At 56.2% G+C, this 17195-nt stretch carries 19 protein-coding genes; 3 read left to right on the top strand and 16 right to left on the bottom strand.

The genetic code is table 11. The annotated features are described in order from the left end of the window. The 10 genes from ureC to IDM49_RS01055 all read right to left on the bottom strand — a co-directional run bounded on the left by ureC (position 1) and on the right by IDM49_RS01055 (position 7298). A complete protein-coding gene (gene ureC, locus IDM49_RS01100; protein ID WP_190724723.1) occupies positions 1 to 1716 on the bottom strand; it encodes an urease subunit alpha in 1716 nt (571 codons plus the stop codon). A gap of 17 nt (positions 1717 to 1733) precedes the next feature. Then, positions 1734 to 2171 (bottom strand): urease subunit beta, encoded by a 438-nt coding sequence (locus IDM49_RS01095; protein WP_190724722.1) that lies wholly within the window; start codon positions 2169 to 2171, stop codon positions 1734 to 1736. Between the two features lie 9 nt (positions 2172 to 2180). After that, entirely contained in the window at positions 2181 to 2483 is a 303-nt protein-coding gene (locus IDM49_RS01090) for an urease subunit gamma (protein WP_168614412.1), read from the bottom strand. Between the two features lie 373 nt (positions 2484 to 2856). Further along, positions 2857 to 3267, bottom strand: coding sequence for a hypothetical protein (locus IDM49_RS01085; RefSeq protein WP_193836660.1), 411 nt, complete (start codon positions 3265 to 3267; stop codon positions 2857 to 2859). 13 nt (positions 3268 to 3280) lie between these two features. Next, on the bottom strand, positions 3281 to 3508 hold the full coding sequence (locus IDM49_RS01080; RefSeq protein WP_190724721.1) for a hypothetical protein: 228 nt from the start codon (positions 3506 to 3508) through the stop codon (positions 3281 to 3283). Positions 3509 to 3707: 199 nt separating this feature from the next. Continuing rightward, positions 3708 to 4535: a glycerophosphodiester phosphodiesterase family protein gene (locus IDM49_RS01075; RefSeq protein WP_190724720.1), complete on the bottom strand. Its 828-nt coding sequence runs from the start codon at positions 4533 to 4535 to the stop codon at positions 3708 to 3710. A gap of 128 nt (positions 4536 to 4663) precedes the next feature. Further along, positions 4664 to 5506, bottom strand: a complete 843-nt coding sequence (locus IDM49_RS01070) for a Cof-type HAD-IIB family hydrolase (RefSeq protein ID WP_190724719.1) — start codon at positions 5504 to 5506, stop codon at positions 4664 to 4666. Positions 5507 to 5524: 18 nt separating this feature from the next. Beyond that, positions 5525 to 6043, bottom strand: coding sequence for a YbhB/YbcL family Raf kinase inhibitor-like protein (locus IDM49_RS01065; protein ID WP_190724718.1), 519 nt, complete (start codon positions 6041 to 6043; stop codon positions 5525 to 5527). A 78-nt stretch (positions 6044 to 6121) separates the two neighbouring features. Beyond that, positions 6122 to 7066 (bottom strand): carbohydrate kinase family protein, encoded by a 945-nt coding sequence (locus IDM49_RS01060; RefSeq protein WP_190724717.1) that lies wholly within the window; start codon positions 7064 to 7066, stop codon positions 6122 to 6124. 58 nt (positions 7067 to 7124) lie between these two features. Next, the gene (locus IDM49_RS01055; RefSeq protein WP_190724716.1) at positions 7125 to 7298 is read right to left on the bottom strand and encodes a hypothetical protein; all 174 of its coding nucleotides are present in this window, start codon (positions 7296 to 7298) and stop codon (positions 7125 to 7127) included. Positions 7299 to 7706: 408 nt separating this feature from the next. On the opposite strand from IDM49_RS01055, the gene IDM49_RS01050 reads away from it, so the two are divergent. Beyond that, entirely contained in the window at positions 7707 to 9149 is a 1443-nt protein-coding gene (locus IDM49_RS01050; protein ID WP_190725372.1) for a glyceraldehyde-3-phosphate dehydrogenase, read from the top strand. A 98-nt stretch (positions 9150 to 9247) separates the two neighbouring features. Here the strand turns inward: IDM49_RS01050 and IDM49_RS01045 are convergent, their stop codons facing one another. Genes IDM49_RS01045 through IDM49_RS01025 form a run of 5 tightly spaced genes read right to left on the bottom strand, consistent with a single transcriptional unit; the run spans position 9248 to position 12536 of the window. Next, positions 9248 to 9454 (bottom strand): ferredoxin, encoded by a 207-nt coding sequence (locus IDM49_RS01045; protein WP_190724715.1) that lies wholly within the window; start codon positions 9452 to 9454, stop codon positions 9248 to 9250. A gap of 8 nt (positions 9455 to 9462) precedes the next feature. Then, on the bottom strand, positions 9463 to 10722 hold the full coding sequence (locus IDM49_RS01040; RefSeq protein WP_190724714.1) for an NADH-ubiquinone oxidoreductase-F iron-sulfur binding region domain-containing protein: 1260 nt from the start codon (positions 10720 to 10722) through the stop codon (positions 9463 to 9465). Continuing rightward, positions 10719 to 11282 (bottom strand): ferric reductase-like transmembrane domain-containing protein, encoded by a 564-nt coding sequence (locus IDM49_RS01035; protein WP_190724713.1) that lies wholly within the window; start codon positions 11280 to 11282, stop codon positions 10719 to 10721. The genes IDM49_RS01040 and IDM49_RS01035 overlap by 4 nt, the downstream gene beginning before the upstream one ends. Positions 11283 to 11292: 10 nt before the next feature. Next, complete coding sequence (locus tag IDM49_RS01030; RefSeq protein WP_190724712.1) at positions 11293 to 12213, bottom strand: FAD:protein FMN transferase; 921 nt, start codon at positions 12211 to 12213, stop codon at positions 11293 to 11295. Then, a complete protein-coding gene (locus IDM49_RS01025; RefSeq protein ID WP_190724711.1) occupies positions 12213 to 12536 on the bottom strand; it encodes a hypothetical protein in 324 nt (107 codons plus the stop codon). The genes IDM49_RS01030 and IDM49_RS01025 overlap by 1 nt, the downstream gene beginning before the upstream one ends. A 279-nt stretch (positions 12537 to 12815) precedes the next feature. On the opposite strand from IDM49_RS01025, the gene IDM49_RS01020 reads away from it, so the two are divergent. Next, a complete protein-coding gene (locus tag IDM49_RS01020; protein ID WP_190724710.1) occupies positions 12816 to 14228 on the top strand; it encodes a CitMHS family transporter in 1413 nt (470 codons plus the stop codon). Between the two features lie 4 nt (positions 14229 to 14232). Further along, positions 14233 to 14691, top strand: coding sequence for a universal stress protein (locus IDM49_RS01015; protein WP_190724709.1), 459 nt, complete (start codon positions 14233 to 14235; stop codon positions 14689 to 14691). A 166-nt stretch (positions 14692 to 14857) separates the two neighbouring features. On the opposite strand, the gene IDM49_RS01010 is transcribed toward IDM49_RS01015, so the two are convergent. Beyond that, positions 14858 to 17176 carry an FdhF/YdeP family oxidoreductase gene (locus IDM49_RS01010; RefSeq protein WP_281727782.1) on the bottom strand — a complete coding sequence of 773 codons (2319 nt, stop codon included), beginning with the start codon at positions 17174 to 17176 and terminating at the stop codon, positions 14858 to 14860. Between the last annotated feature and the right edge of the window lie 19 nt (positions 17177 to 17195).

The following is a 17195-nucleotide window of genomic DNA, read 5'->3' as shown; positions in this document are numbered from 1 at the left end:
TTAGAACATGAAGTAGCGCTGAGCCATGGGCAGCTCGTCCTGAGCCTTAGCGGTGATTACTTCACCGTTCACGCGTACTTCGTAGGTCTCGGGGTCAACGCTGAGCTTGGGCATTTCGCCGTTGAGCTTCAGATCTGACTTCTTGAGATCGCGAATACCCTTGACCGCGCGCACGTGCTTCTTCAAACCCAGCTGGCGTGAGACGCCGTTGAGCAGGGATGCTTGCGACATGAAGGTGATGGAGGTGCTGTGAACAGCGCTTCCGTAGGCACCGAATGCCTTGCGGTACCAGCGTGGCTGCGGGGTAGGAATCGATGCGTTGGGATCACCCATGATGCTGTTGACCATCTGACCACCCTTGATGATCAGATCGGGCTTAACACCGAAGAACTGCGGTTCCCAGAGCACCAGGTCAGCGAACTTGCCGGGCTCAACAGAACCCACCACGTGCGAGATACCGTGCGCAATAGCCGGGTTGATGGTGTACTTAGCGATAAAGCGCTTGATGCGGAAGTTATCGCCGGTTTTACCTTCGTCCTCAGGTAGCTGGCCGCGCTGCTTCTTCATGGAGTCCGCAACCTGCCAGGTGCGCATGATTACTTCGCCCACGCGTCCCATAGCCTGCGAGTCAGACGAGGTCATGGAGAACACGCCCATGTCCTGCAGAACGTCCTCAGCCGCAATGGTTTCTTTGCGGATGCGGGAGTCTGCGAAGGCAACGTCCTCAGGGATTGAGGGGTTGAGGTGGTGGCAGACCATGAGCATATCGAGGTGCTCTTCAAGAGTGTTCTTGGTGTAGGGCAGAGTCGGGTTGGTGGATGCGGGAAGGATGTTCTCGTCGCTAGCCAACTCGATGATATCCGGTGCGTGACCGCCGCCCGCACCTTCGGTGTGGAAGGTGTGGATAACGCGTCCTGCGATTGCTGCGCGGGTGTCTTCAACAAAGCCAGCCTCGTTCAGGGTGTCAGTGTGAATTGCCACCTGAACGTCGTACTGGTCAGCTACCTCAAGCGCAGTGTTGATGGATGACGGGGTTGCGCCCCAGTCTTCGTGAATCTTCAGGCCCACAGCACCGGCGCGAATCTGCTCAGCCATAGGTGAGATGGACGAGCCGTGGCCCTTGCCCAGCAGACCAAAGTTCATGGGGAACTCTTCAAAAGCCTGCAACATGTTGTGGATGTTGCGCTCACCGGGAGTGATGGTGGTTGCCTTGGTCGATTCGCTGGGGCCGGTACCGCCACCGAACATGGTGGTGATACCTGAAACCAGAGCGGTTTCAATCTGGTCGGGGCTGATGAAGTGGATGTGGGTGTCGATACCGCCAGCGGTCAGAATCTTGCCCTCACCTGCCACGATATCGGTTGCCACACCAATAGGAATGGTCACACCATCCATGGTGTGCGGGTTGCCTGCTTTACCGATTGCCATAATGTGACCGTCGCGGACAGCAACGTCAGCCTTGTAAATACCGGTGTAGTCAATGACCACAACGTTGGTGATCACGAGATCGGGAATACCCATATCGCGCACCATGTGGCTGTTCTGGCCCATGCCGTCACGAACAACCTTGCCGCCACCGAACACAGCTTCTTCACCGGGGGTGGTGAGGTCGTATTCAACTTCTGCGAACAGCTCGGTATCTGCCAGGCGAATCGCATCGCCGGTGGTCGGTCCGTAAAGGCTGGTGTAGCGTTCGCGGCTCAGTTCAAAACTCATTATTATGCTCCTCAGCCTTAGTCGTTAGTCTCGTTCGAATAGCCTTCGCGCTCATTGAGCGGCTGAGGCGCGTCGCCACCTACCGATGAACGACGAGGACGCTGCTTGTACTCGTAAGCTTCATCGTCGAAAGTGGTTGCTTCATGAGGATCCAGCGGACCGTCAACAAGGTCGCGGAAGCCGTACACAATACGATCGCCACCCAGCGGAATCAGACTCACGGTGGTCTTATCACCGGGTTCCAAGCGAACCGCGGTGCCAGCAGGAATGTCGAGGCGGCATCCTAGTGCTGCCTGACGATCAAATTCGAGGGCACGGTTAGCTTCAGCAAAATGGAAGTGTGAACCTACCTGAACGGGGCGGTCGCCACGGTTGAGCACCTCAAGGGTGATTGCCTCGCGTCCTTCGTTGCAGATCACGGGGTCTTTGGAAAGAATGTATTCTCCGGGAATCATCGACAGCTCCTAGCGAATGGGGTGGTGGACGGTCACGAGCTTGGTACCGTCGGGGAAAGTGGCTTCGACCTGCACGTCGGGAATCATTTCGGGCACACCCTCCATGACGTCCTCGCGAGTGAGGATGGTGCTGCCCCAGTTCATGAGGTCTGCAACGGTGCGGCCGTCGCGAGCGCCTTCCAACAGTTCGTAGGTGATGATAGCGATAGCTTCGGGGTAGTTGAGTTTGAGACCTCGAGCCTGACGACGACGCGCCAGATCTGCAGCAACTACTACCAGTAGCTTTTCTTGATCTTTGGGTTGTAGGTGCATAGGGTTCCTTACCTCACAAATTCCTACTTAAACACACAGAGTGCCAAATGGTTCTCCACTTCCGTTATACACCCGCAGAAGTTGTTACCCCAAAGAAGAAACCTGTTAAATTTATGTAAATATCTCCTAGTAGACAGGCGGATGCGCTTATCCAAGCGGTCTAGAAAAGGCTGTTTTTGCCTGATTTTTCAAGGGTTCAGCAGGTATTTAAAATTTTTACACTCCTGCAAAATCCAACACAGCCCCTCGCACCGACGCGCGCCCGCCACCATATAGAACGACAGCGGCGGGCGTCCTTACTGGTGACCACATACGAAATGCCCGAGCCACATATGATTTTCATATGCAGCTCGGGCATTTCGTATGTATAGAGTTATGGACGCTGGCTCTGCTTACCTACCAAGTAAACCTCTCCAGCCGCACCATTCTCGGTAGTGTAGTTAGCAACATAGCCGCTATAAATAGTCGGCACAGTGGTGTCATAAGCACAACTGTTTCCGTGAAACCTCAAATCGATCGTCGAATTAGGCCATGTAGTGGTGTCACCCGAGTACCGCACTTGATTTGTTTTAGGCCCGGAGAACGTGAACTTATAGAGGTAGTAGCTACTAACGCTATCAGTAGAGAAAGTGCCATTCATGTAGTGCTCAATTTCGGTGATTGTGGTTCTACTCGTTTGTGTCCAGTACTGGCTGGTGGGGCTATATATAGTGACCGAATCCGCCATATTCTGCGGAATCGCAACCCAAAATTCCAGCGAAGTTAAGGTTGCTGTGGTATCCACGGCCTCTCCTGGCTCATACCCCAAGGAGAAGCCTGCAGGCTCCTGACCAACAGCCCGAGTCATCCGTATAGATGTAGCAGCTTCTATCGGGGTATTGCGGATCAATGCTTCGGCTTTGCGCACCGTAGTACTGCGGATTCTGCGACGCCGCATAGGCAGGCACAGCGGAGGATGCGAGCACTACGGGTGCCGCCCATGCCGCGCTTTTGGTGAGGGTGCGGCGTGATAGGTGATTGTTCATAGAGTGTGTATCTTTCTGGGGCACATAGTGGGGGATTCCCTATGGAGTGACAGTCACCTTATCAACCCAAATGTCAGCGGGCGATTATAGGCGGAGCTTAGTTTTTGGGCTAGTCTCGCGCACCTTAAAAGGCGGCAGGACGCGTTCCGTCACGCGTCCTGCCGTATGCCCTAGTGAGGCACTGTTTTAGTGGCGATGCTTAAGCTGTGTATCCGCGTCGCACGCCTTCAAGAATATCAATGCGGTTGCTCACAATGCCGTTGACTCCCATGTTGAAGAGGCGTCGCATGCAGGAGGGTTCGTCGACCGTCCATACGTGCACCTTGTAGCCGTTGACATGCGCGGTTTTTAGCAGCGCGGGCGTGAGGATGTTCCAGGTGCGTCCTAAAAGCTCATAGGATTCTGGGATTTGCAGGGCGTCGGCAGCGGGCAGGTGGCGGTGCACCAGCGGGGCTAGTCTTGTCCATGCGCGCGGGCCAAACCACGATGAGATATAGATGAGCCCCATCAGAATTTCCGATGCACCCAGCGGCACAATTTTCTCTAATCCGAGGGCGCGCAGTTCTTTGTAGGCGCGGCGCCGGGTGCGTTCTGAGAATGAGGTGATGCGGACGCGTCCGGGGTTGTCGATCTGCCCCAGCACCTGAGGGACGGTGCGAGCTGAGGCGTAGTCTTTCATATCGATATTGAACGAGAGATGCGGAAAGCCTTGGAGCGCCTGCAACAGGGTGGGAACCTTGTGACCGCCGGGCAGGTCTATTTCTTGTAGTTGCTCAAAACTCATGGCGGCGATTTTCCCAGGGACGCCCGCCACGCGATCCAGTGTTGGGTCATGGGAGATAACTGCGACACCGTCTGCGGTCGTGTGAATGTCGATTTCCACCCAAGCACCTTCGTATGCTTCTACGGCTTTAAAGGATGCGAGTGTGTTTTCGGGAGAGTCAAGGCTGAGGCCTCGGTGGGCAAAGATTTCGAGCTGGTGTGTGCGAGTGGTGTGTGTGACGCCAGTGTGCTGAGATAAAGGCATAAGCTCAACTTACACTACCGGTCAGTAACCTCGTGAGGGTTTTGCCTAGTCACGCATTATACGTCTCATAATAGGGACGAAATTCACCCTATATTACGAATAAAAACTTCAAAATGAAAGAATAACGGCTACCTGTGAGGGTTGCCCAGCCCCTCGGAGCGCTCGAGAATCTTCTCGATTTTCTGTGCCACGCCGTCTTCGTCGAATGCCGGGCACACGCGTCCTACAGCTTCGATCAGTGAGGGAGCGCCAGAGGCCATAGCGTAGCCCTTGCCCGCCCATCTCAACATTTCGGTGTCATTGGGCATATCGCCGAACGCAACAACTTCTTCGGGGGCAATACCGCGTTCGCGCGCAAACTCAGCCAGCACCGAGCCCTTATTCATGCCGTGCAACGACATTTCAATCAGGGGGCTACCCGGCACAGCGTGAGTCACCGAGACATGCTCCCCCGCAATCTCACGGACTCGCTCCAATAAAGCTTCAGCTTCGTATTGTTCAGAGAAAATCAGGTACTTCACCACCTGCGCATCGGCAGGTACAACCTCAGCTAGCGCACCGTAGACCAGCTCGATATTCTCTAGCGGACCACCGGGTTGCGCGGGAGTGTCCTCAGCATTTTGCAGGTAGGCTGTGTCCAGCGTTTCTGCGGTAAAACGAGCCTCGGGAAATTCCTTCTCTAACAGCTGGTGGACGCGGTGGATTTCACGCCCTGCCATCGTGTGCGTTGAAACAACTTCGGCGCGACCCAAGTGGTAGGTCACCGCACCGTTTGAGCAAATAGCGTAAGAGTTGTAGCCGTCCATCTGCTCCACCACGGCTTCTAGCCAGCGGTGCGGACGCCCCGTCACCAGAACCACCTGGACGCCAGCGTCCTGCACGGATTTCAGCGCGGCAAGCGTGCGCGGGCGGAACTTAAAGTCGTGCCCAATCAGCGTGCCATCAAGATCGCTGGCGATCAGTTTGATCATGGTGCGTCAGGTGCTCTCTTACTTTTCTTCGTGGGTGACGGTGAGGAAGGCGCGAGCAATGCCGTGGAAGAACAGGTTGAAGTTCACGACGGCGGGGCTGGCGCTTGCATCAATGTCGAGTTCTTCGGTGTCTACAGCGGTGACGCAGAAGATGTAGCGGTGCGCGCCGTGACCTTCAGGAGGTGCGAAGCCCATGAAAGAGTCGGTGCCGCCGTCGTTGGTATGCTTAACTGCCTTGAGCTCATCTGCCGCGCCGCGTGCAACAGAGGTGATGTCTGCCGGGATGTTGGAAGCAGTCCAGTGCCAGAAACCGCTGGGGGTCGGCGCATCTGGGTCATAGCAGGTAATGACGAACGACTTGGTTTCTTCGGGGAATCCGCTCCACGACAGCTGCGGGTTGGTGTCTTCGCCCTTCTCAAGGCCCATTGCCTTGGAGAGCATCCAGTCGGGTGCCTGGTCGCCGTCTTTAATGTCCTCTGAAGTCAGGGTGAAGGTGGGCTGTTCGGGCAGGTCTGCGTAAGGTTCACGATTGAGCATGATTCCTCCTTGAATATATGCGTCTAAGAAACCGCGAGGGTGCACACGATTTCTCGAGTACCCCCTCCATACTAGCGATTACTTGCGGTTGCTGAGAACCGTCTCTAGTTCTTCGCGAGTGGGCGGGTTAGCGCCTGCGCGTGAGACGGTGATGCCCGCTGCGGTTGCGCTGAAGGTCAGGATTTCTTTGAGGTCGTCTTCGGTGAGTTCCTCAATTTTTGTGGATGCGTCTGCACCTTCGATGCCGCGGTCTAACAGGGTGGTAATCAGCGCTGCCATGAGGGAGTCGCCAGCGCCGACGGTGTCTGCTACCTCTACCTTGTGCGCGGGGACTGCGACACCCTGGGATGCCACTGACTTGGTGAAGGCGCAGGGGCCCATTTCACCGCGCGTCACGATCACGAGGTTAACGCCGGCTTCTAGCCATGCTTTCGCGGTGTCTTCGAGGGTGCGGTTGGGGTAGAGCCACAGCAGGTCTTCGTCGCTTGCTTTGACAACATCGGCCTGCTTGATGACGCGTTGCGCCCAGTCGCGGGCGACCGATGAGTCGGGAATGATGGTGGGACGGCAGTTGGGATCGTAGGTAATCAGCGCGGTGCCGTCTGCTGCTTGCAGGGTTTCGACGACGGTGGTTGCACCGGGTTCGAGCATGGCACCAATGGAGCCTACGTGGATTGCGGTGGCTGTTTCAGCAACCTCGCGCAGGGTGTCTTTGGCGGCGTCCAACGACCAGTCAAGATCGAACTCGTATTCGGCGGCGCCGGTTTCACCGATGTTCGCCTGAGCGGTGGAGGTCTTTTTATCGTCAGCACCCACGGGCAGAAGGACGCCGGAGCCGCGCAGGTGCGCGTCGATCATCTTGCCGTTCTCATCATCGCCGTAGCGTCCAATGAACTGGGTCTTATGCCCCAAACGAGAGACACCGATAGCCACATTCATGGGGCTACCACCGGGGTATGCGTGTTCGGGCTGGTCAGGACGCTTAACAACGTCTACGAGGGCTTCGCCAATTACAGTCAACATGGCTCTATTTTACCAGCGGAGGTGGGAACAGGCGCGGGAGTGAACACATTTCGTCGGACTAGCCTTCTGCCCTCGCCTTTATTTCTCGAGGAGGCATACCAGCAAGATAAGCCACTCCATACACCATTGAATACTTCGCCATGAGCCAGGTATAAGACTCATTAATGGAGTGGAGCATCACTGCTAGTAAAGCGATAATCACGAACGTGCACCCCAGAATCTTTGGGCTCAAAGACTTCTTTTTAAAGTAAAGATAGACAACAAGTGCTATGCCAAGAAGCCAGATAATGATGCCATCGACAGTGAGCGACTTCTTAAGTGCCGACTCCGCGACGTCCCCAGTACGTTGTATGTTGCTTTATGACGCAGGTCCAGTGCTTTTTCACCCCCGTCCGAACGTCAGCACCACACCCACACTCCCCCGCCCCCTCTTGTAACCAAGCTACATATTGCGCTTCAACTGTGCACCGCGCGGGCTCACCGTATAAGCTGGTGCTAGAGTGCTCGGTTCAAGGACGATTCGGTCGCTCACTGATTGTTCTGGCACCAGCACGCCGACACAAAAAATCGCACACCAATTTTGTGCCCTACCGGTAACTGCAATGAGGCAGGTACCGAGGAAGAAGGTCGCACTGTGACTATTTCTACCGCAAACGCTCACGAACAGTGGGTTGCAAGCGAAGCAGAAGCAGAGGCAATGATCCCTCTGATTGGCAAGCTCAACCGCGAAAACCATGTGGTGGTGAGCATTCACGGCAGAAGCCTCATCAACAAGTCAGTCATTCAAATTCTCAAGGCGCACCGCTTTGCCCGTCAGATTGACACCGTTGAACTCAACCCGGCTGACTCCCTCAAGATGCTGCAGGTTCTCAGTAGCCTCGAACTCGGCGCAGCATCCGTTGATATTGCAGCTCTCTGGCACAAGTTTGAGGCATCAAAATCCTCAGACCTCGAAGGCTGGTTGCGCGAAGAATTCTCCGAGGTCGTAGGCAAGAAGGGCACCGATACTCAGCCTGCCCAGGACGTTGTTCTCTACGGTTTTGGACGCATCGGCCGCCTGCTCGCACGCATCCTGCTCGAGCGTTCATCTGGCTCAGACCTAGCACTGCGCGCAGTTGTTGTTCGCAAGAACTCAGACATCGACCTCTACAAGCGTGCCTCGCTGCTTCGCCGCGACTCCGTGCACGGCGCCTTCAAAGGCACCATCCGCGTTGATGAAGAAACCAACACCATCATCGCCAACGGCACCCCCATCCAGTTCATCTACGCATCAGACCCGTCAGACATTGACTACACCGCCTACGGCATCAAGGATGCAATCGTTGTAGACAACACCGGACGCTGGCGCGACGAAGAGTCGCTGAGCCAGCACCTGAAGTCAAAGGGCGTCAAGCGCGCACTGCTCACCGCACCGGGCAAGGGCATGAAGAACATCGTCTGCGGCGTCAACGACGACACCATCGAAGACTCAGACGTCGTTGTCTCAGCAGCATCCTGCACCACCAACGCAATCACCCCCGTCCTCAAGGTACTGGACGATGAGTACGGTGTAGTACACGGCCACGTTGAGACCGTTCACTCCTTTACCAACGATCAGAACCTGATCGACAACTTCCACAAGGGCGACCGCCGCGGCCGCTCCGCAGCACTGAACATGGTCATCACCGAGACCGGTGCGGCGAAGGCTGTATCCAAGGCCCTGCCGCAGCTTGAAGGCAAGCTCACCGGTAACGCTATCCGCGTTCCTACCCCGGACGTTTCCATGGCAATCCTCAACCTGCAGCTGGATAAACTGCCCGCTGACAAGGACGAACTCAACACCATCCTGCGCGAAGCAGCACTTAAGTCACCACTGCGCCGCCAGATCGATTACACCGACTCACACGAGGTTGTCTCCACCGACTTCGTAGGCTCACGCGCAGCGGGCGTCGTCGACGGCCTCGCAACCATCGTCACCCCCGTCAGCGTCATCGTATACGTCTGGTACGACAACGAGTTCGGCTACTCATCACAGGTTATCCGCGTGCTTGAGACCATGTCAGGACGCACCACCCCGGTCTTCCCTAAGCCCGAGGAGCTGTAAAGCCGGCCTTCTGAGGCGCCCGGCACATCCGGCGCGTCCTGCCTAAAAGTTACTCCCAAAGTGCGAACGTACTTTGGGAGTAACTTTTTGCGCAAAACCTAAACCAGTTTCAACGCCTGCATAGGGCACATGGCCACAGCCTCCCGAGCCGAGTCCGCCAGCTCCTCAGAAATAGCGATGTTTGAGCCCTCCGGTGAATAAGGGTAACCCCATTCGTCGGCACGTAGCTTCTCTTCTAGCAGTTCGATGCAGTGCCCGCGTCCTGCGCATTTTCCCCAGTCAATGTGAAGTTTCTGAGCTGACATATGGCCTCCTAGCCGACTGCTACTAGTGATCGAACCTGTTGGGCACTGCACTGCCCATGAGCGTGAAGCTCTGCCTCGCGGGCAGCCAACTGGGCGGTGTGCAGGGCAAAGCGCACGGTGGCGTCCGGATGCTTGCAGATGCCGCGTCCTGCCAGCTGAACTTGAAGTTGCTGTATGCGCCCTGTGAGCTGGTCGGGTGAATACCTCAGCGAAGGATGCGCCATCTCAGCTAAAACGTCGGCGAGCGCGGGCAGTCCATTAGTGCAGGGGCCGCACTGTTGGGCGTTTTGGGCAGCAAGGTAGTTTACCGCGCGAGTGCCTTCAGTCAGCACGCATTCGGTGGGTAGTAGCGGGTAGATGATTCCTGCGGCGGTGGGGATGCCCGCTGTTCCTAACGGTTGCGCGTAGTCGTGAGGTTCGGCCCAGCGTCCTTGGAGTCCGCCGATGAGCACTGCGGGATTATCTGCGAAAGAGAGCCCGAGCTTCTCGTACAGTGCTGTCACGGTGATTCCCTCGGGTGCTTCCACCACGTGAGCGATATCGTGACTGCCGTTGCCGTTAGTTATCGCACGTTCGTAGACAGTAAACAGGCGGGTTCCGGTACCGCCGGTTGCACGGAACCAGGCGGCACCGTACCTGGCAATCAGCGCTAGGTGCGCTAGTGTTTCTGCGTTGTGTACCAGCATCGGTCCGCGGCGTCGGGTACGAAAGCCCGTTCCGGTTTTCTCAGAGGTATTGAGGTGTTTGACGTGGTCAAAGGGTTTGGGCGTTCCGGTGAGAACAGCGTTGACCACGGCAGATGCCTCACCTGAGATGAAGGTTCCGGGGGCTTCAACAACCTCTATTCCACGGGCTTTCGCATCCGCGGCAACAGCGTAGACTGACTCGGCGCGGGCAAACAAAACGATGCGGGTTGCTCCCACCATTTGCGCGGCTAACTGTGCGCCGTCGAAGACAAGGTGGCGAGCGTTTTCGAGAAGTACCCGGTCTTTATATGAGAGGTACTCACCTTCAGCCGCGTTGATAATAACGGTGGAGTTGCGCGGTTCTGTAGACACTAGTTTGCGGTAGGCAGCGAATCCTGCGCCGCCGCGCCCGTCAAGGCCTGAGGCTTCTATTTCTGCCAGTAGTTCAGCGGCAGAGCGTTGCGGCATCTGACCAAAAACTCGAGCATGCGCGTGGGAGTCAGCCCTGAGGCCCGCTGCGAAAAGGCGAGGTGCGCCGATGCTGGGTCGAATTTTGACGCTTGCCGGAAGGTTGGTAATCACAGTACGCGCTCCTTTGTTCGGGCGTAAGAGTAGTCGCTAAAGCGGGGTAGGACGCGCCAGGCCGCCATTGCGCCGACGGCTAGCAGGCAGGCTGCGGTGAGCAGAAGATACCAGGCTGAGCTTGAGTCAGTACCGGCACCGAGACCGTGAATGATGGCAATGGGCCAGCTGGCATACGCTAGCCAGTGAACGGCGTGAAAGGTTTTCTCCCCGATGTAAGAGCGCAACATTCCGGTGACTGAGATTGCCAGTAGAAGGTCTAAGGCGATGGCGCCTAGCCCGTACCAGAGAGGTTCGTTGCTACTGATGAAGGGTATAAAAGCGTTGATAAAGGTGAGGTTGGTGTACTGGTCAAGGGTCACCGTGAGCACGTGCACGAGGGTGAACACTACCGAGAAGAGGGACGCGGTGCGGTGAATGCTGATCATCGCGAATCGTGGAATCCCGAGGAAGGTGCGGGCGGAGCGTCCATAAATTCCCAGCATCACGGTTACGGTCAGGAGCACGCTGGCAACCACACCGGTGCCCCGGCCAATATCCCACAGAATCTCATTACTCATCGTTGTGCTCCTACGAAACTAAATCTGTGACCGGCTGATGCCAGTGTGTGCGGGTTATTGCGTGAGATGAGGCCATCAGCCGCGCCGAGTATCCACCGCGTTCAAGGTTCTCGGCGGCGTCCTCACCCCACACCACGGCGGCGGTGCTCAAGGCGTTGGCTACAGTAGCTGAACCTGCGATGACGCTCGCTGTTCTGAGATAAGGATGCGCCGAGAGACCGGTGCGCGGGTCGATAATATGGTGCCAGGCGTGTCCATCTGCCACCCACCGGCGTTTTTGGGTGCTCGATGTTGCAATGGCGGCGTTGTTGATAAGTTCTACGTACTCGCAGGGGTCCGTGTCTAAATCCTGAATTTTGATGAGCCACGGGTAATTGCTAGACCCCGCTGTGGCAATGTCTCCACCCAAATTGATGAACACCGGAACACCGAGTTGCTGCGCAATTTCGCGGGCGCAACGATCTGCGGTGTATGCCTTCGCCATGGCGGTGAGATCGAGGGCGGTGCCTTCGGCAAGGGTGAGGCGGTTACCGGTGAGCTGCACGCTCTCATCAAGGGTTTTTTCGCTGATAGCAGTCGCCTTCCACCCCTGATGCGTTGCCTTCACGAGCAACCCGTGTGAGGTGTAACCGAGCTCTTCAAGAGCAGGCTGCACGCGGGGGTCGAAAGCACCCTCAGTCAGGTGCGAAGCTGCCAGTGATTCACGAATAACGTCGGCAAGGACGCTACTGAGCACATAGCTACCGGTACCTGCGGCATTGATGCGGCTCATCTCGCTACTGGCGTCAAAGCGGTTGCACGTCATTTCAACCTGCTGGCTGATACGCGAGATAATCTCCTGCGCAGAATCTGCTAGAGACTCATTGTTGCGGTCGACAGCTAGCGCAAAGCTACATTCGCTGGTCCACTGCATCCAGTTGCGGGTAAGCATTATGACCCCGAGCTGCGTCCGATAGCCTGCCCGCCACGAGTGGTAGGAGCCTGTACGTACTGCTGAGAATTGGAGTAGCTACCGCTTTGAGAGCTGTCAGATTCAGTGCTACCGCTTTGGGTGCTCTGCGACCCTTGTGAGTACTGCTGGGAGTATTGGTCTGAAAAGCTCGATGCACTCGAACTCTGCGTTGTGTCATCCTGCTGCACAATGTCGGCGTAGGCGTTAGCAGAAAGCGCACCGGCACCTGCCAAGCTCAGTGCCGTAATACCTGTTGCCGCTACTGCCGAGGCAGCTTTGCCGCGCGTCCTAACTTTCATCATTTTCCCTTTCAACACCGCGTGTATGTTTCAAGGGTAAAAATCGAAGCTATATGAGCATTATGTTGAAGCTATGAATTAGCTATGACTGAGGTGTCCGCGCAAAAGTTACTCCCAAAGTGCGAAAGTACTGACACTAGCGTCAGTACAAACGCACTCTGGGAGTAATTTTTTACGTCCACATTCTTAACGCAAGTTGTACGCCACCTCACATTGACATAAACTGACCCGAGTTCACTTTCGGTGAGCCGCATTACACGCACGTACGAAAGGCCTAGCAAAATGCTAGTTATTCTAGGCTTTACCATGATTCTCGTCTTCATGACGCTGATCATGACCAAGAAGCTCTCCCCCATCTTGGCGCTCATCATCGTACCCACCGTTTTCGGCCTCTTTGCAGGGGCAGGTATGGGTATTGGCGATATGGTCATGGACGCCATCGAAGACATGTCGTCAACCGCAGCACTGTTGCTGTTCGCCATTATTTACTTCGGCATCATGATTGATGTTGGTTTGTTCGATAAGCTCGTTGAGTTCATTATCAAGATTGTGGGTAATGATCCCGCCAAGGTTGTTGTGGGTACTGCCGTGCTTGCCGGATGCGTGTCGTTGGACGGCGACGGCTCCACCACCTTCATCGTGGTGACGGCTGCTTTGCTCCCTGTGTACCAGCGTCTTTCCATGTCGCCGGTGGTTCTGACCTGTGTTGCCGGTTTGACCAACGGTACGCTCAACATTGTTCCGTGGGGTGGTCCGACTGTTCGTGCGGCGTCCGCGCTGAAGGTGGATGCGAACTCTATTTTTACACCGATGGTACCGTCGCTCATCGTTGGCTTGTTAGTCGTTCTGGCCTTCTCATGGCACCTTGGCGTGATGGAGCGTCGTCGTCTGCGTGCCAGCGGTAATGGCCCGTGGCAGAGCGACCCGGCTCTTGCCGATATTGCTCCTAATCAGGCTGCCGGCTCTGCTGCAGCGTATGAGCCCGGCCCCGCTACCCAGGCGCTCACTATCAACCAGGATTCCACTGAGCACAACTCATTCGTGGGTACCGCGCTTGACCCCAACCGCCCCACCCTGCGTCCTAAACTCTTCTGGTTTAACCTTGCCCTGACCGTGGCCATCATGGTTCTGCTAATCATGGATGACCTTCCCCTGCCCTACCTCTTCATGATGGGTACCGCCATCGCGCTGATCGTCAACTTCCGCTCGCTCAAGGAGCAGGCAGATGAGCTCGCGTCGCACTCATCAGCTGTTATCTCCGTTGTCGCTATGGTGATGGCGGCAGGCGTGCTCACCGGCGTCATGACAGGCACCGGCATGGTGGACGCGATGGCGCAGTGGCTTGTGGACGTTATCCCCACCAGCTGGGGCCCCTACCTGGCAGTAGTTACCGGCGTGCTGTCCATTCCCATGACCTTCTTCATGAGCAACGATGCCTTCTACTTCGGCATCCTTCCGGTGCTCGCTGAAACCGCGTCACACTACGGCATTCCCGCCGTTGACATGGCACGCGCGTCCATCACCGGTCAGCCCGTTCACTTGAATTCACCGCTGGTACCGGCAATTCTCCTGCTGGTTTCACTGGCAGGTGTAGAGCTCGGCGACCACCACAAGAAGGTGCTGTGGCGCGGCGTTATCGTCTCACTGGTCATGCTAGCTGTCGGTGTTCTCACCGGCGTAATTATGGCAGGATAGCCCCATGCCAGATTTCTACTCACGACCAGCTAAAACACCGGAACCGTCTTACCAGGTAGCCGCATCCGAACGCATCGGTGATGCTCAGAAAACCGTAGTGCTCGGCTACCGCGAGGACGCCTCTGCCCGGGTCGTCAAAGAAACTGTACGCGAGGCAAAGACCCGCCAAGCTGCTGTGCGCGTAGTGATGTTCTCAGCCGACGACCAAACCTCACCCAACTATTCTGAGGTGTCAGGCGTCAAAAAGATGGCACGTGCGCTCATTGCTGAGGGCTTGGAATTCGAGATCTTCCGCCCGGCGTCGGACGTCGGCCAGCAGGTTCTCGATGTCGCCAACGAGCACAACGCTGAGCTGATTGTGCTCTCCATTCGCAAGCGCTCCCCCATGCTCAAGATGCTCCTGGGATCCTCAGCGCAACGCATCCTACTGGATGCGGAATGCCCGGTACTCAGCCTGCGCTAGCGTCCTGAGACGCATCCGGCGCAAAAGTTACTCCCAAAATGCGTTTGTACTGACGCCAGTGTCAGTACAAACGCATTTTAGGAGTAATTTTTTGCGCAAAACACCGGCAAACGCAAAAGTGCCCCACTGCATACCGCAGTGGGGCACTTTTCAGCGCAAGAAGAGCTTACTTCTTCTCGAGATCCTTAGCGTTCTTGCCCAAGGATTCCAGGCGAATCAAAACCGACTTGTAGACCGGGGTGTTTGATTCTTCTGCAACTGAGTCCAGGGGTACAAGCACATTTGCCTCGGGGAAATAGGTTGAGGTACAGCCCTTAGCATGATCGTATTCAACCACGCGGAAGCTAGGTGCACGACGCTCGCCGTCCGACCACACCGAAACGATGTCTACCAGCTCGCCGTCAGCTAAACCAAGTTCGCGAATGTCTTCCTTGTTCATGAAAATCACGCGACGACCCTCGCGAACGCCACGGTAGCGGTCATCCAAACCATAGATGGTTGAGTTGAACTGATCGTGCGAACGCACGGTCGACATCAGCAGGTGGCCTTCAGGAACGTCAAGAACGTTGGTCTGGTTAATGGTCAGGTGCGCGCGACCGTCATCGGTGTTAAAGACACGCTGACGCGGGCCGTTGGGCAGGTAGAAGCCACCGGGTTTTTCGATGCGCTCGTTGTAGCGCTCAAAACCGGGAATAGTACCTTCGATAGCATCGCGGATTACACCGTAGTCGTCAATCATGGGTTGCCAGAAGTCATCGCCAAAGGTTTCACGGCCAACGGAGCAGATGATATCGACCTCTGACTTGAGGTTAAGATCCTTGTTAGCGGTGCGCTTACCGATGGATGCTGACACCACGCCAGCCGAGTTCTCAACGGTAACCTTCTGCGGACCTGACTTTTGCATGTCGAGGTCGGTGCGAGCGCGAACAGGCAGAATCAGTGATTTTTCACCGGGCCACGCATGTGAACCGTTGGGCTTGGTGGAAAGGTGAACGGTCATTTCCTGCTGGCTCATGCCGTTTTCGCAGGCGGTGGTGTCGGATGCGACGCGCACCAGGTTGCCGCCGAGCGACATGAAGAACTGGTTGTTGCCGTCGCGCATCTGCTGCAGTGACTGAACGGTATCTAGACCGTGCTCCTTGGGTACTTCAAAGCCGAAGTATTCCTGCAGGGCGTTCATGAAGCGGTCGGGCATCTTTTCCCAGATGCCGACGGTGCGGTTGCCCTGTACGTTGGAGTGGCCGCGGAAGGGTGCGGTACCTGCGCCGGGCTTGCCCATGTTGCCGGTGAGCAGCAAGAAGTTCACAACTTCGCGCAGGGTTGAAACAGCGTTCTTGTGCTGGGTGACGCCGAGCGTCCAGCCAACAACTGCTGAGTCGGCCTTCTCTACCATGTCAGCGATCTTTGAGACTTCAGCCTTAGAGATGTTTGAGCCGCGCTCAAGTTCAGCGTCGTCCAGGTTTTTGATGTGCTCAATGGTCTCTTCATAGCCTGAGCAGAAGCGGTTAAGGAATACCCAGTCGAGAGCATCGCGCTTAATCAGTTCCTTGCTGAGCTGCTGAAAGAAAGCGCGGTCACCGTCCAGACGAACCTGCAGGTACTCATCAGCGAGCTTCTCTGAGATGCCAAGGCCACCCTTAATGGACTGAGGCTCGTTGAACTTCATCAGACCGGTCTCGGGCATGGGGTTGAGAACAACCATTTTGCCGCCGTTTTCCTTCATCTTCTTGAAGGTAGTCAGCGCGCGGGGGTGGTTGGTGCCGGGGTTCTGACCAATAGAGATATAGAGATCAGTGGTCTCCAAATCCTTCATGGTGATAGAACCCTTGCCTAGGCCAACAGTCTGGCTCAAAGCGGTACCGGTTGACTCGTGGCAGAGGTTGCCACAGTCGGGCAGGTTGTTAGAACCCATGCGGCGGGCCAAAAGCTGGAAGGCATATGCTGCCTCGTTGGACGCGCGTCCTGAGGTGTAGAAAACAGCCTTATTGGGGTCGGTGCGCTTGAGCTGGTCAGCAATCAGCGAGAAAGCCTTTTCCCAAGAAACAGGGCGGTAGTGGTCATCACCCGATGAGCGATCGTAGAGCAACGGCTCAGTGATACGTCCACGCTTGCCCAACCAGTGGTCGGTCTTATCGCGCAGTTCGGTCACGCTGTATTCTGCCCAGAAGTCAGCACCCGCACGGTCGGGGGTGGTTTCTTCTGCAACAGCCTTAGCACCGTTTTCGCAGAATTCAACAAAATTAAGTTCCTGCTGGTTAGGCTCGGGCCAGGCACAGCCGGGGCAGTCGATGCCACCGTGCTGGTTCATATTAATCAGGGGCAAAAGGCCACGAGCGGGCACCGCATGCTGCATTGCATGCAAGACACCGCCAGTGCCTGCTGCCGCTTTGACGCGGTGACCGACTTTGGGGTGGTCGTACTCGTTAGCGATTGCACTAACGCGACTCACCGTCGGCATATTCTTTGATTCTAGTGGAGCGTTCATAGCTCTAACCTAACAGGGT

The organism is Rothia terrae (assembly GCF_014705925.2).
Taxonomy (GTDB): domain Bacteria; phylum Actinomycetota; class Actinomycetes; order Actinomycetales; family Micrococcaceae; genus Rothia; species Rothia terrae.
This window is presented reverse-complemented; position numbering and strand designations above follow the sequence as displayed.